Source organism: Pseudomonas sp. Pf153 (assembly GCF_001269775.1).
Lineage (GTDB): Bacteria > Pseudomonadota > Gammaproteobacteria > Pseudomonadales > Pseudomonadaceae > Aquipseudomonas > Aquipseudomonas uvaldensis.
In genome coordinates, this window is record NZ_LHVL01000009.1 from 380,233 (window position 1) to 394,456 (window position 14,224).

Annotated in this window: 10 protein-coding genes; 2 read left to right on the forward strand and 8 right to left on the reverse strand. The window is 61.4% G+C overall.

Features of this window, described 5'->3' with window-relative positions; all coding sequences use genetic code 11:
* Nucleotides 1-26 precede the first annotated feature (26 nt).
* The gene (gene hflK, locus AD666_RS06685) at nucleotides 27-1,988 is read right to left on the reverse strand and encodes a protease modulator HflK (protein ID WP_053149127.1); all 1,962 of its coding nucleotides are present in this window, start codon (nucleotides 1,986-1,988) and stop codon (nucleotides 27-29) included.
* 213 nt (nucleotides 1,989-2,201) lie between these two features.
* Between hflK and lpdA the strand changes: the two genes are divergently transcribed.
* The gene (gene lpdA / locus AD666_RS06690; RefSeq protein WP_053149130.1) at nucleotides 2,202-3,602 is read left to right on the forward strand and encodes a dihydrolipoyl dehydrogenase; all 1,401 of its coding nucleotides are present in this window, start codon (nucleotides 2,202-2,204) and stop codon (nucleotides 3,600-3,602) included.
* An 87-nt stretch (nucleotides 3,603-3,689) separates the two neighbouring features.
* Here the strand turns inward: lpdA and AD666_RS06695 are convergent, their stop codons facing one another.
* The 7 genes from AD666_RS06695 to AD666_RS06725 all read right to left on the reverse strand — a co-directional run bounded on the left by AD666_RS06695 (nucleotide 3,690) and on the right by AD666_RS06725 (nucleotide 12,866).
* Nucleotides 3,690-5,831 carry a hypothetical protein gene (locus tag AD666_RS06695; RefSeq protein WP_053149134.1) on the reverse strand — a complete coding sequence of 714 codons (2,142 nt, stop codon included), beginning with the start codon at nucleotides 5,829-5,831 and terminating at the stop codon, nucleotides 3,690-3,692.
* Nucleotides 5,818-7,011 (reverse strand): DUF3142 domain-containing protein, encoded by a 1,194-nt coding sequence (locus tag AD666_RS06700; RefSeq protein ID WP_053149137.1) that lies wholly within the window; start codon nucleotides 7,009-7,011, stop codon nucleotides 5,818-5,820. The genes AD666_RS06695 and AD666_RS06700 overlap by 14 nt, the downstream gene beginning before the upstream one ends.
* 87 nt (nucleotides 7,012-7,098) lie before the next feature.
* Nucleotides 7,099-7,911, reverse strand: coding sequence for a class I SAM-dependent methyltransferase (locus tag AD666_RS06705; RefSeq protein WP_053149140.1), 813 nt, complete (start codon nucleotides 7,909-7,911; stop codon nucleotides 7,099-7,101).
* Nucleotides 7,905-9,059, reverse strand: a complete 1,155-nt coding sequence (locus AD666_RS06710) for an acyltransferase (RefSeq protein WP_053149143.1) — start codon at nucleotides 9,057-9,059, stop codon at nucleotides 7,905-7,907. Before AD666_RS06710 ends, AD666_RS06705 begins: the two co-directional genes overlap by 7 nt.
* Entirely contained in the window at nucleotides 9,056-9,937 is an 882-nt protein-coding gene (locus AD666_RS06715; RefSeq protein ID WP_053149146.1) for a bifunctional 2-polyprenyl-6-hydroxyphenol methylase/3-demethylubiquinol 3-O-methyltransferase UbiG, read from the reverse strand. Before AD666_RS06715 ends, AD666_RS06710 begins: the two co-directional genes overlap by 4 nt.
* The gene (locus AD666_RS06720) at nucleotides 9,934-11,226 is read right to left on the reverse strand and encodes a glycosyltransferase (protein ID WP_053149149.1); all 1,293 of its coding nucleotides are present in this window, start codon (nucleotides 11,224-11,226) and stop codon (nucleotides 9,934-9,936) included. The genes AD666_RS06715 and AD666_RS06720 overlap by 4 nt, the downstream gene beginning before the upstream one ends.
* Nucleotides 11,220-12,866 (reverse strand): glycosyltransferase, encoded by a 1,647-nt coding sequence (locus AD666_RS06725; protein ID WP_053149157.1) that lies wholly within the window; start codon nucleotides 12,864-12,866, stop codon nucleotides 11,220-11,222. Before AD666_RS06725 ends, AD666_RS06720 begins: the two co-directional genes overlap by 7 nt.
* Before the next feature lie 425 nt (nucleotides 12,867-13,291).
* On the opposite strand from AD666_RS06725, the gene AD666_RS06730 reads away from it, so the two are divergent.
* On the forward strand, nucleotides 13,292-14,206 hold the full coding sequence (locus tag AD666_RS06730; RefSeq protein WP_053149160.1) for a GDP-mannose 4,6-dehydratase: 915 nt from the start codon (nucleotides 13,292-13,294) through the stop codon (nucleotides 14,204-14,206).
* The last annotated feature ends 18 nt before the right edge of the window (nucleotides 14,207-14,224 follow it).

The following is a 14,224-nucleotide window of genomic DNA, read 5'->3' on the forward strand; positions in this document are numbered from 1 at the left end:
GTCATGATGACCGTGAGAAGAAGGGCTCAATGGGCAGCTCCTGGCTGGGCAAGATTACGCGGCGAGGCAGGGTCCGCCGGTAGCGTAAAGGTTCGCAGATCAATGGTCGGCGCGTTTGCACGGCCGCCCAGGCGATGGTCAAGGATCAAGAGCCTTGCGTTGCCCAGCCCCTGAATCAATTGGCTGAAGTACTGTTCCAGCACAAACGCGTGGCCTGCGCTGGCATAGGCTTTACGTTCTGCATCGAAGCGCAAATCGCCGGCCTGGGCGGTGGCATTGACTTCATGGGCTTTGGCTTGAGCCTGGTCATATGCCATGGCGGCCTGCAATTGCGCCTGTTGGGTCTGCTCCGCCGCAGCGCCGCGTTCCCGGGCGATCAGCGCCTGGGCGCTGATCTGGGCCGCCTGTACCGCGTGATAAGCATTGGCTGCACCTGCCGGTGGGTGAATCGCTTCCACCACCGTGGCCAGGATTTCCACGCCGCTATCGAGCGCCTGCAAATCCGCTTGAACCGCACGACCGATCTCATCGGCCAGGCTGATACGGTCCGCACCCAGCAAACCGTCCAGCGTGCGTGAGGCAAATTCGTGTACCAGGATCCGGCTGGCCGTACTTCGAATCAGCGCGGGCACGTCGGTGCTGTGGTATGTCGCCGCCAGGGCCGCGGCGTCGTCCAGGCCGATGCGGTAGATGAAACGCACATCCATATTGACGATCTGGAAGCTCTGCTGGTCGGCGCGGCGGCTGGCAATCACCTGGGATTTATCGTTCACATGGCTTGCGTCCCATAGCCGGTTGGCAACCTCTGGTGCGGGCCCCTCCGCCGGTTCGGCTTGTACGAGCGTGCGTTCGTTGCCAACGCTAGTAGCCAATTCGTGCACCACCCCATATTCGACACTCAGCACCCGACCCAACGGCCAGGGCAACCCGATATGCAGGCCCGGACCGAAGACTTTCACCGGTTCCCCGAATCGCTCGTAGATACCACGGCCCTGCATCGGTACTTCATGGACGCCGGTCAACAGCCAACCCACCAGCGAGACCAGTACCAGCACCGGAAAAAAGGCGCGACGCATGTAGCTGAAAGCCCAGGCCTGCCGCAGGTCGATGCCGAAACGGCTGTACAACTCACGCTGCAACGCCTGCAAGGGTCGCGGCGGCCAGCGCAGCAGGTCGGCGATGACACTGCGAGCCAGCAGGGTTGGCTCCAGCGCGTCCCGGCGTGGACTGAACAACGACAGCAACGCCCTGAGTAGCAACTCCATCGCCACCACTCCCGGCAACACCCCTGCCAGCACCGCCATGCGAACCGGCCAAAGGGACGTTTGCGTGGCGAACAACAGGCAAAGCGCGCATAACACCAGAACAATGATTGCCAGCCGAGTCAGCTGTGCCAGCGGCGGTGCCTCAGGCCACTCAAGGATGGATTGCTGTCCCAACTGGCGTTCGAAAACCAGCAACCCGAACGCCAGCAATAAAGAACATATCGCGCCGATGCTTGCTGAGACACCCAGCGTGGCGGGTGGCAATTCCAGGTTCCAGGCCTGCTCCAGAATCAACAGCACCAGCGCAGCCCAACCGAACAGCCACAACGCGGGCGCGCCGATATAACCCAGCAGGCGAACGCAACGGGTGCTGATACCTTCGAGCAACCGTTCATACCAGCCAGGATTTTCGAGGGACTGCGGGACAGTGGCCGAGCTATCTGCGACCGGCGACAGGACCCGGGTACGCCACTGCGTCACCCACCAGGCCGATTGCAAGCCCGCCACCAGCACCACCAAGGCCGCGCACTGGCTTGCCAGCAGTGCCGGCCATAACGATTGCGGTGCAAACAGTCCGATAAAAAATGCCAGCACCAGGCCCATGCCTGCCAGCACGCCCAGCAACAAGGCCATACTTTTCAAGCGCCGACCTTGGAACTGCGCTCGCTGGAAGCGCGGTAATCCGTCCGCCCTCCCCCCTTCGTCACCTAAATTGATCTGCATACCACCCCAGCGTTCACGGGATCAAAATCGGGCCTGTGGGCAAAACCATGGCCGCTTCGTTATAGGACGTTACCCTATAACGGTTTCTGTGAAATTTCTGTTTTGATTTCTTCATGGACTGTTCGCCACGGACCTCCTTTGAAGCCTTGACCGTAATTGTCGAAAACGCTCATATTACGAACGTAATTTTTATGACCGGGCGGGAGTGCTGAGATGAGCAATTATGACGTGGTCATTCTGGGCGGCGGGCCCGGCGGCTATAACGCGGCGATTCGGGCCGGCCAGCTGGGCTTGAGGGCTGCTTGCGTCGAAGGTCGGGCCACCTTGGGCGGCACCTGTCTGAATGTTGGCTGCATGCCATCCAAAGCCCTGCTTCACGCCTCGGAACTCTACGAAGCGGCCACGGGTCCGGCATTCGCCAGGCTCGGCATCCAGGTCAGCCCGACCCTCGATCTTTCGCAAATGATGAAACAGAAAGACGAAAGCGTAGCCAGCCTTACCAAAGGCATCGAGTTTCTGTTTCGCAAGAATAAAGTCGACTGGATCAAAGGCTGGGGCCATATCGATGGTCCGGGCAAGGTGACCGTCACCGGCGACGACGGCAGCAAAACCCAGCTGGGCGCCAGAGACATCATCATCGCGACCGGCTCCGAACCCATGCCCCTGCCGGGGGTGGAGATCGATAACCAGCGCATCCTCGATTCCACTGGCGCCCTCTCCCTGAGCGAAGTGCCGCGGCATCTGGTGGTGATCGGCGCGGGCGTCATTGGCCTGGAGTTGGGCTCGGTCTGGCGGCGGCTGGGCGCCCAGGTAACGGTCGTGGAATACCTGGATCGCATTTGCCCTGGCACCGATGTCGAAGCCGCGAAAACCCTGCAGCGGGCCTTGGGCAAACAAGGCATCCAATTCAAGCTGGGAGCCAAGGTCACCCGCGCCGTCACTTCGGCAAATGGCGTGCAATTGGAAGTCGAACCGGCAACCGGCGGCGAGATGCAGGTACTGGAGGCCGACTACGTGCTCGTCGCCATCGGCCGTCGGCCTTACACTCGAGGGTTGGGGCTGGAAAATGTCGGATTGAGCACCGATCAACGCGGCATGCTTGTCAACAAGCACCATCGCACCGAAGCGCCTGGCATCTGGGTGATCGGCGACGTGACGTCCGGCCCCATGCTGGCGCACAAGGCCGAAGACGAGGCCATGGCCTGCGTCGAACAGATCGTCGGCAAGGCCGGTGAGGTCAACTATGAGCTGATTCCCAGCGTCATCTACACCCGCCCGGAACTGGCCAGCGTCGGCAAGACAGAGGAACAGCTCAAGGCCCAAGGCCGCGCCTACAAGGTTGGCACATTTCCATTCACGGCCAATAGCCGGGCGAAAATCAACCATGAGACCGAAGGTTTCGCCAAGGTGCTGGCCGACGAGCAGACCGACCAGATTCTCGGCGTGCACCTGGTGGGTCCCAGCGTCAGTGAGATGATTGGGGAATATTGCGTAGCCATGGAGTTCAGCGCCTCGGCCGAAGACATCGCCCTGACCTGTCACCCACACCCCACCCGCTCGGAGGCGTTACGCCAGGCGGCGATGAACGTGGAGGGAATGGCGACGCAGATGTAGCGGAGTCAACCCCCGGCAACACCTGCTCGCGATCGCTTTATCGCGAGCAGGCCCGCTCCCAAAGCCGGGGCACTCACCTCGCGCTGGTTATACCCGGTTCTTGCGCCGGCGCCGACTGATCAACCCCAGCGCTATCGCGATCACCAACACCACACCACCGGCCTGCAGCCAGAACTTGTAGGGCCGAAGTGTTGAACGAATCGACTCCAGGGCCTGGGTCGCATAACGTTTGTCCGCCTTGCGGAAATCCGGCTCCTGGCACTGATGACCGAAATCCCCGGCCCAGGTCACGTAAGGCCCTTCCTTCACATACCGCTGATACAACGCGCGCTGATCTTCCAGGCTGGAGTTATACCCCACGGCCTTGCACAACACCGCAGCAAACGCCTGGCTGGTATGGGGCAGGTTGTCCGCCGCCCGACTCGCCAACGCCGTGGCGACAAAACGGTAGTGATAGCGCATGTCTGGCTGGGCGGCGCTGGCTTGTTGGCGTTGCACCTCACCCTCGGCCACCAGCGGCCCGACCTTCAGCTCGACTGGCTCAAGACTGTAGCTGCCCCCCAAGGACGCATAGTCCGGGGCCATCTCGTAGCCGAGCAGTTCCATGCCCCATCGGCGCGCTATCCAGGAAGCATTGAAATAAGCCTCGGCCCGGCGGGTCGGCCACCACTTGGACTCGGCCTGCTGGAGCAACTGGCCGTAGGTCCGGGCTTTCTCCTGCAGATCGGTGTTATCGAAGTACGCCGGAGCCTCGTCGTAGCGTCCTTCGCGCAGCAAGCGGCGACCCAACAGGTTGCGCAGGCTCGCAGCCACCGGTAGTGGCACGTAATTGTCACGGTCCTGCTGGCTCAACGGCGGCGGAGCCGGGACTTGCTGATCGACATATTGTTTCAACTCATCCACCGTCAGCACCCGTTCGGCGACGGTAGCGGCGTCGTACCAGTAATTGCTCTGGCCACGATAAAGCTGATCGAAGGCTTGCAGATAGTCGCCCCGTTGCAGCGCCAGAATCGCACTTTCGCCCTCGATCCGGCACTTGGGCTGTACGACCTCGTAATCCCAATCCGCGTTGCGCCGGCCCCCCCACGTTTCCTCTTGTGGAAAGGCCTGGGCCGCTTTGGCATAGGCCGCTGCCGCCGCTGCTTTATCAGCGTCGCGCAATGCCAGCTTCGCCCGTACCCACCAAGCCAACCCAGTGTCGCCGGCCTTGTCCACGAAAGCCTTGGCGCTGGCGTAATCGCCGTGCTGATAACTGACCGCCGCCAGCCGGTCGGCGTTGTCCAGGCTGCCACGGGTACTGGCTTGCAGCCGCTGGACCAGGCGCTTTTCCCCTGACGGCTCCTCGCCATCCCACCAGCCGACCCGACTGAGCAGATAACCGGTCAGCAGCCGCTGCACTCCTGGGTTTTCGAGCAGCGAGTCCAGGCGCTCGTCCGGCTGCCCCGTCAGGTCGACTGCCAGGTACAACAACGAGCTGTAGCCGACCTGCGAACCTTGCAGTAGCTGGCTCGCGTACAACTCAATGGCACTGTCCCAGTCGTCGGAGGTATAGGCCACCCTGGCTTCTTCGCCAAGGCTGGCGATACCCAGTTCCAGCGGGTCGCTGAAGCCGCCGATACTCAGTTCGCGGGCCTGGCGAAACGCCGCCCTCGCCTGTTCACGCAACGTCGCCGGCTCTCCGCGTCCCGCCTCGGTACTCATCGCGAACAACGACCGGCCCAAGGAGTATGCGGCCCAAGTACTGCGCAGCGGGCGCTGGTCGGCCGGTAATGCCAGCAATTGCTGAAAGGCCTGCGCCGCCTGTTGATGCTCACCGAGATTGAACGCCGCCGCGCCGATGGCATACAGGCGCAGCTCGGCAGGCAGATTAGCGGCTTCGGCTGCGACCTGTTCGATATCGTTCAACGCCCGAACCCGTTCCACCACTGCTTGCTGCGGCGGAGTCAGGCCAATCCGTTCGGCCTGGTCGCGCTGGACGACGTAGGCAGGCTGATCGTCATAGTTGTAGTCCGGGTTCAGAGTCGCCTCGCTGGCCGGCTTGAGCCCGGCGATGGCCTTGCCGAGGCGACTGACCTCGAAGCGAAAGCTGCCTTCGGGCAATTCGCTCAGCGACTGGGCACGGTTATCCAGCAGGCGCACGGGAAATTCCGGACCGCAAGCCAATGCTACGTTCAATGGCAGGCTGAGGCTCAGGCCGAGCAGAAAATGAGGCCATTTAGGGGTGGACATTGAAAGTTCCTTGTTCAATTTTTGTACAGCGTGCCCAGCCGACAGGACGCCGGGCACCGGCGGCCAGGCGGCCCTCCTGAATGCGGGTGAAGGTAAGCAGTCCGGGAGATTGTTGCAACGTGTAACCGGCCAGGGCGTCGACACCATCACACCCATCGGCGGCCAGCGTCAGGCGCCGGGGCCAGGGACTGTCGAGATTTCCCAGGTTAACCAGGCGGATGTCGGACAAACCGCCCTTCTCTTCAAGCTCCAGCCCCAGGTGTCCTTCGAGTTTGTCTCCGCGGGCTACCGCCCCCAGGGTTGTCAGGCTCCAGACACGCCGGTCGCCACTCAAGGGCAAGCGGAACCAGATCAAGCCGGCCAAATGTTCCGGCGGATCGGCCCGCAGGCCGGCGGTCAGCCCGGCCACTTGTTGCGGGTCGGCCAGTAACTCCTTGCGCTCGCCGCCCCGGTCGATCGGCACCTCGCTTTCCACCACCGCCGCGCCGTCCTCCTGGCTCAACAGCGCCACACCGTAGGCCGGCAAGGCCAGATAAAAAGGTCGCGTTGTGACACGGCTCCAGCGTTCGGCCCAACGCCTGGCCTGCTTCGGGTCGAACAGTCCCTGCCGCGGATCGCTGACTGCGTGAACTTGCAGCACGCTACTGTCCACCGTTTCCAACAAACCGGGCAACACAGGGCTGTCGAGCCAGGCCGGTAGCGCGGTGATACTCAGCTGCAGGTCGGCCGGCAGGGTTTGACGCAACCGGGCCAGGAATATCCGGTAGGCCGGCAGTCGTGCGCTACCGGCGTCGTGATCGATCTCTACCCCGGTCGGCGCCAAACCCTGGGCCCGCCAGTCCTCCAGGACCTGCTGGATCTGCGCGACGATTTCGTCCTGATCCAATGCCCTGAGCTGGCCATCCAGCCGAATCACGGCAATCAGCGGTCGACCATCAGCCCTGAGCAACGCCGCATCGATCCGCGCCCGGCTCCAGCCAGCCTGTGGAAAAGCCTGCAGCGCCAATATCCGCAGTCCGGAAAAATCCTCGCGACTCTGGCGCAGCGCCGGCCCGTGGGCCGGGATCCATTGGCGTTGCCAGATGTACAGCTGCTGATCGAGAGGGCGAGCCGGAGGTTGCTCACAACCCGATAAAAGTAAAACGGCGAGCGCCAGCGACAGCCGGGATAAATAGCTCATGAGAATTCACTGAATTGCGCGTCGCATCGATACCAAGGGGGACCCGTACCGGCACCCCGCGGCATTTTATGGGGAATCAGACAGCGATCAAGGCTTGCGGGCGATGATCACCTGACTTTTGGCCACCACCCCATCCAGGGCCTGCTTGATCTGCGCGCCTCGAGGCGAGTCGAGCACCGCTTGCCAAGTGTCGGCCCAATGATTGAGCAGCGGATGATCGGCATTGCTGAAATCGACCTTGGCCTCCCAGAACAGCAGCATCCACATTGACCAGTAGAAGCCATATTGGCTATGACTCAACACTTCGAGGCCGGCCTCGCTGACCATCGCCTTGAACTGCTCCTCACCGATGATGCGGATGTGATTGGGTTTCTGGAAATACTCCGGTGCGGCAATGTCCTTCTGCAATTCCTCGGAGCTGGGGTGCGGCACGCTCAACAGGTACAGCGCACCGGGCCGGCCGACGCGTACCAGTTCGCAAAGGAACTGCGCCGGATCGTCGACATGCTCGATCACCTCGGTGGACACAACGCGGGTAGCCGTACCATCGGCGATGGGCAACGGATTGCAGTCGGTCACGTAGCACTCGATGTCTCGCGCCGGCGTATCGCTCAAGCGTTGGCGCGTGGCCTCGACTTTTGCGGCGTCGATGTCGGCGATGATGATTTTCGCGCCACGCATGCCGCAGAAGTGCACGTTGCCCCCATCGCCGCAGCCTACGTCCAGCAGCGTATCCTCAGGGGTCACCGGGAAGCCGGTGAACAGTTCGCCACTCTGCTGGTTGAACCAGCCGCTGAGCATCGCATCGTGCAGCCCCAGCATGTATGGATCGACCTTGTCAGCCGCCGGCGTTGCGGGCGCGGGCGTGCCCGTGGTGAGTTTCTTCAAAAGGCTCAGCATGAAGGGGCTCCAGAGACGGGAAGGACGGAACGAGCGACTCGAAGGCGTTCGACCAGGCGAGCGCCACGATTACGCATGGGCATTTCCACCAGCCGATAGTTGAGTTCGCTCAGCAGTCCGATCAGCGACAAACCACAGGCCAGGGCCAGCCACGGATGGCTGGACATGTCCGGCGACCCCCAGGGTGCAAAACGAAACCACAGTTCGCGCAGCAGGAAAAATACCGGGACGTGGATCAGATAAATCCCGTAGGAACGGCTGCCGACCCAGGCCAGCGCTGTTTTCAGGGGGCTTCGGGGAAGCAGGTAATCCTGGTCGTACGACGCGACCCAGACCAGTATGGCGCTAAGCGCGGCGATGACCCCGAGACGGTAGAACGACAGATTGAACTGCTCGGTGGCAAGCCAGGCCATGATGCTACCGAGGCCTGCCAGCAACACCACGCCAAGCCCCGGCCGGCGCAACCACTTGGGCTCGAATCGCCAATAACCGGGACGCAGGCTCCAGATAGACAGCAACACCCCCAGCGCCAGGGCATCGGTGCGTATGACCGACAACCACACCGCACGCCAGGTGAAGAATTGCACCAGCACCACCGCCAATAACACCCAGACCAGGTACCGACGCGAAACGAACACCAGCAGGGGCAGGATCAGATAGAACTGTTCCTCCAGCGAGAGCGTCCAGTACACGAAGCTTGCGCCGTATTCATAGCGCATGAACGCGTCGGCAAAGCGCAGGTTGGCAAACTGCAGGACACCGGCCAGGGTGGCCTGGACGTTGGCCTGCACGCTACCGAACGCACCGGAGCGGTTGAAGAAACACACCGCAAGCAGCACCAGCAGCAACCAGAGCCAGGCCGACGGCAACAAACGGAATGCCCGGCGAATCCAGAACGCACGCGTGACGGTCCAGAATTGCCGGGAGCTGTCGCAACCGCGCAGTTGCGGGATCAAACTACGACCGATGACGAAGCCCGATATCGCGAAGAAAAGGTCCACGCCCCACCACAATTGGAAGCTACCGGACAGGGCCGCCAGGCCTGGCCATCCCCCCGGGAACGGCATGCCTTGTATGTGATGGAACAGCACGCCCATCACGGCAACGGCACGCAGCAACTCGATGTCCATGATTCGCTTGCTGTTCACGACTGGCCCCCGGATGAAAGGTCGGGTTTACGGGCAATGATGACCTGACTCTTGGGCATGAACCCATCGAGTGCCTGTTTGATCGCCAGGCCATCGGGTTGCGCCAGCAGGGACTGCCAGGCGCTCGCCCACGCCTGCATCAGCGGCGGATACGGGGCCTGGATTCGGTCCCGAACGGCGCCTTCGAGCACGCGCCCTGCCGCTCGTTCACTGGCCCAGAAGAAGATCATGCCCATGACCCAGAAAAAGCCGCTGGCCTGGCGGTGTTCAATGACCAGCCCGGCGCCCTCCACCAGCGCGGCAAACTGCTCGGCGTTGAAGATCTGCACGTGATTGGGGGTCTGGAAATAAGCCGGCGGCGCGATGCCTTGCTGCAAACGCTCGCCCACCGGCGCCGGCACGCTGAGCAGATACTGCGCCCCCGGACGCCCCATGCGCACCAGTTCGGCCATGAACGGCGCCGGTTGGTCGACATGTTCAAGGACTTCCATGCACACGATCTTGCTTGCACAACCATCGGCCAAGGGTAGCGGCAGGCTGTTGCTGACCAATCCCAGGAACGGCGTTGTGCTCGTCCTGGCATGGTCTTCCACCCGACGGGCCAGGTCGCGCACCTTGTCGTACTCGCTGTCGGTAAAGATCACTGACGCCCCCTGGCGCATACCGAACAGCGTCGCCACCCCCTCGCCGCACCCGACATCCAGCAAGGTATCCTCGGCGGTGATGGCGAATCCCTTTAGCAATTCGCCGGTTTCGCTGCGAAACCAGCCATCGAGCATCGCATCGTAGAGCCCCACATCGCGAGGCGAAACAGCCACCGTCGCTGGCGGAGGGGGTTCAACGGGGGGCCTGAACCAGGTAAGCAATCGCTGGATCATGGCTGCTGCGCGTTCCGAGTACGCTCGGGCAACTGCTCCAGAAAGCCTCGCAAACGCTGCTCGGCGTTAGCCTGACTGCAGAATTTCTCCAGGCTGCGCACTGCCTGGGCCGACATGCGGCGATAGCGTTCGGGATCGTTCTTCGCCACGTCATAGCTGGCGCGATAGGCTGAACACAGCGAGTCCCAATCCGTGACATAGCGCAGGGTACGAAATGCCGCGCGGGGGTCATGAGGCCAGGCGGTCAGCTCTTCGGTGGAGTCCACCACGAACGCATTGTCGTGATCGATATAATCGGCCATCGCCGTATTCAGCGGCGCGATCGCAGGCCGGCCACAGGACATGAATTCCATCAGTGGCAGGCATTGCCCTTCGCCGTAGGAACTGTTGACCACATAGCGGGTGGCCTCCACCAGCCGCTCGTAGTCCGCGTCCGCCAGATACCCGTGGATCAGCACGATGCGGCAGCGATACGACTGGTTCTTGTAGACATGGTGCAGCATGTCATTGAGCGCTTCGGCGACATCGTGGTGAGTCAGCTTCAGCACCAGTGTCGCGTCGGAAACATCCCGAAACGTGCTGCAAAACGCGCTGATCATGTCTTTCCAGTTCTTGCGACCGTCGTACGGGTTGAACACCGAGGTGTAGATCACGCCGTCCAGCAGCAATTCGCAGTCCTGCGCCGGGCCGTCAAGCGTCACGGGGGTGCCAGCCCGATGGGACGGCGGGCCGTAGGGTCGCAGGTCGGTGGTGCGGCTGTCGATCAACAGGCCGCGCAGTTGCAGGCGCATGTGCTCGACCGTCGGCCTTTGCGCCAGCATCGCACCGCGGGCAGCAAAGCGATCCCAGACCGGCGCGGCGATGGCGAGGACAGGGAAATCCGCGCCCATCGTTTCCCGAACGGTGTTGACGGTAAAACTGGAATGGGTGATCGCCATGCCGGTCGCACGAAGAACCGTTCGCCAGTCATGCCGGGGCTCACCCTGCCAGCTCTCGGTGGGAATGGTGCTGAATTCCCAGGCGAACACCGGAACCGTGGGACAGGCGTAGTGGACAGCGGTGCGGTGCGGTGGAGAAAACGACAGGAATACACACCCTTCGCCGCGTTCCTGGCATTGGGCATGAAGCCGATCCACTTCGTCGTCCGGCCGTGTCACCTCGACCACCCGTCCCAGGCGTTCCAACACCGGGCGAAACTCCTTGAGCACGAAGTAATAGCTGTATTCAGGCTTGCCGAGATTTTCCAGGATGTTGCTCTGGTTGGTTTCCGAATAAATGATGATCAGCATGAGGCGGCCCCCGCCTCGATCACGTCTGGCAGCAAATCGTCGCAGTCCGGCAGCGCCAGGAAATTCGCGAAGCGTCGCTGCACCGGGTCGAAGCCGCAATAGTCACGCATGCGCTCGTTCGCGGCCGCGGCCATGACGTGGTAGGCCTCGGGCTGGTGTCGGGCCAGGGCGTAGCTCTGTTGGTAGGCAAGCTTCAACGACCCCCAGTCGGGCCGGTGGCGCAGTGTTCTGTACAAAATGCGCGAGTCCTCCGGCCAGATGGTCGGCTCACGGCTGGACTTGACGATAAAAGCCACCTGGGCGTCGATGTAGTCACGCATCGCCGTGTGGTCCGGCGCGATCGCCGGCCGGGCGCAGGACATGAACTCCATCAGGGGCAGACACAACCCTTCGCAACGGGAGGCATTGACGTAGAAACTCGCCGCACCGTACAGCCGGGCAAACTGCTCGTCCTCCAGAAACCCGTGCATCACCACGACCCGGCAACTGAACGGCGACAGTTGGGACAGCACCGTGAGCAACTCGACGTAATAGGTCGAGAGATCGCTCTGGGTCATTTTCAACACCAGCGTGGCGTCCTCGACGTCCCGCAGGGCCCAACAGAATGCAGTGATGATGTGATGCCAGTTCTTTCTGCCGTCATCGGGGTTGAACACGCTGACATACACCACTCCACTGACCTCGGTTTCAACGACCTGGCTGGTGTCCGGCAGCACCGCTTGAGGATGTTCGGGTGGAGCAAGAGGTGTGGGTGGAGGTGGTTCGACAACGTCCGGCACTGGCGGCGCAACGGGTCCCCTCAGGGTCTTGCTCGCCACGATACGCACAGGCACCGGTACCAGGTCGCGAACCGCTTCGCGATACCAGCACAATAGGTTGTGCTTGATCAGCCAAAGCGGGCCCTGCTCGTTCCCGGCGGAGAAGGCGCGGATGATTTCGCGCAGGTAATGTCGACTGATGAATGCACGTCGTCGCCAGGTGGGTGACGGCGGTTCGGCAATCGGCTGCTGGTCAATCGCCTCGGGCGCTTCGGGTACATCAGGCTCCGCCACCGGCTCTTCTTCAATGAGCGGCGCGATCAAGCCGTCGGCCGACAGGCCAAGGGGACGGCTATCAATGATGCACCCCTTGATCTGCAGGACGGTGCCGGGATTGACCGGCGAACTCGGGTACTGTTCACGAATCGCCGCGAAGCGTTCCCAAAGGGGCGTTGGCAGGACCAGCACCGGAAAATCCTCGCCCAGCGACCTGCGAATCGCCTCGGCCGTATGACTGGACAACGTAATGACCCGGCCATGCCGGGCCAGCGTGCGGCTCCAGTCATGACGCAGATCGCCGTCCCAGTGCTCGGCCGGAATCGAGTCGAACTCCCAGGCCACCACGCAAACCATCGGACACAGCAGGTCGGTGGGCGTCTTGTGCGGCGGTGAAAATGAAAGGAACAGGCATTCCTGTCCGGCTTGCCGCAGCGTTTGATACAGCGGATCGACCTCGGCAACCGATGCCACCACATGCACCTGCCCCAGACTTTCCAGCACGGGACGATAAGCCTTGAGCACAAAGTAGTAACTGTACTCAGGACGACCAAGGCTATGGCTGATGGAGTGATCGTTTACGTCCGAGTAAAGAATGAAGTTCATGGCACCTCATCATGAAGTCGCCATCCCGGCAACTCCATTTAATGACGGTCGAGTCACGAAGCGAACCGGCACGTAGCCGCCTTGCTCGATTATCTACCCACCCGTCTCGTTCTTGTTTTTAGTGACCTCCATGCCCCTGCTCGATTCAGGATCGAAACCTGGAGGCATCGTGTCGAGGGGCATTCTAAACATATCCGCGGCCTGTTCGTGAACCGCTCGGCGTGAATAAACCAGCTATAAATACGAGAACTGCCCAGTCACGGTCTGCGCTGTTGAAATTGTCGTGAAATTGGCACAAATTGATACCCAAACAACTAAAACAAAAACGCTTCATCTGGGGCTGACTAAGGAAAGGTTTCTTCGAACTTACGGAAACTTCCTACTTATTCGCGACAGACGAAGTTTTGCATCAAGAGGGCTGATGCTTGAAAAAACGTCTGTTCGTTACGGGGCTTGGCGGCTTTGTAGGCCGTCATATCGCGTCTCGTCTGAATGCCCCCGATTCAGCTTGGAAATTAATGCCCGTGGCTGCTCGCTACGACCTGACGGACAGCAAGACCCTGGAAGGTCTGTGGCCAGAGCTCCCCGATGCCGTCATTCACCTGGCGGGCCAGACTTTTGTTCCCGAAGCCTTCCGCGACCCCGCACGTACTCTACAAATCAATCTCCTGGGCACACTGAATCTTCTCCAGGCCCTAAAGGCACGGGGTTTTACCGGGACATTTCTGTACGTCAGTTCGGGAGAGGTCTATGGGCAGGTTCGTGATGATGGTTTTCCCATTACCGAACACCAGCCCCCCGCTCCGTGCAACCCATATGCGGTCAGCAAGCTGTCGGCAGAGCTGTTGAGCCTGCAGTGGGGAATCAGTGAAGGCTGGCCGGTCGTGGTGGCGCGTCCGTTCAACCACATCGGTGCCGGGCAGAAAGAACATTTCGTCATTTCCAGCGTGGCACGGCAGATATGCCGTATCCAGCAGAACCTGCAGGCGCCGCAACTCGCCGTGGGCGATATCGATGTTACCCGCGACTTCCTCGACGTTGACGATGTAGTTTCAGCCTACTTCGCTTTGCTGGAGAAAGGAGCGTCCGGTCGAATCTACAACATCTGCTCGGGCCGTGAGCAAAGTGTTCGCAGCCTGATTGAACAACTCGCGGATATCGCTCAGGTCGAAATACAATTGACCCAGGACCCTTCGCGCCTACGCGCGGTCAGCCAGCGTCGCGTCTGTGGTAGCCATGCCAGGCTGCATCAGATCACGGGATGGGAGCCTCGGATTTCAACTCATCAATCCCTGCGAACCATCCTTTCCGACTGGGACATGCGGGTGCGTCAGGAATGAAAAATGTCTGCTTGAAGC

Excerpts from the sequence above, each read along its gene's own strand:
- AD666_RS06725 (WP_053149157.1), bottom strand. The coding sequence starts at position 12,866 with ATGAACTTCATTCTTTACTCGGACGTAAACGATCACTCCATCAGCCAT.
- AD666_RS06705 (WP_053149140.1), bottom strand. The coding sequence starts at position 7,911 with ATGCTGAGCCTTTTGAAGAAACTCACCACGGGCACGCCCGCGCCCGCA.
- lpdA (WP_053149130.1), top strand. The coding sequence starts at position 2,202 with ATGAGCAATTATGACGTGGTCATTCTGGGCGGCGGGCCCGGCGGCTAT.
- AD666_RS06695 (WP_053149134.1), bottom strand. The coding sequence starts at position 5,831 with ATGTCCACCCCTAAATGGCCTCATTTTCTGCTCGGCCTGAGCCTCAGC.
- AD666_RS06700 (WP_053149137.1), bottom strand. The coding sequence starts at position 7,011 with ATGAGCTATTTATCCCGGCTGTCGCTGGCGCTCGCCGTTTTACTTTTA.
- AD666_RS06715 (WP_053149146.1), bottom strand. The coding sequence starts at position 9,937 with ATGATCCAGCGATTGCTTACCTGGTTCAGGCCCCCCGTTGAACCCCCT.
- hflK (WP_053149127.1), bottom strand. The coding sequence starts at position 1,988 with ATGCAGATCAATTTAGGTGACGAAGGGGGGAGGGCGGACGGATTACCG.
- AD666_RS06720 (WP_053149149.1), bottom strand. The coding sequence starts at position 11,226 with ATGCTGATCATCATTTATTCGGAAACCAACCAGAGCAACATCCTGGAA.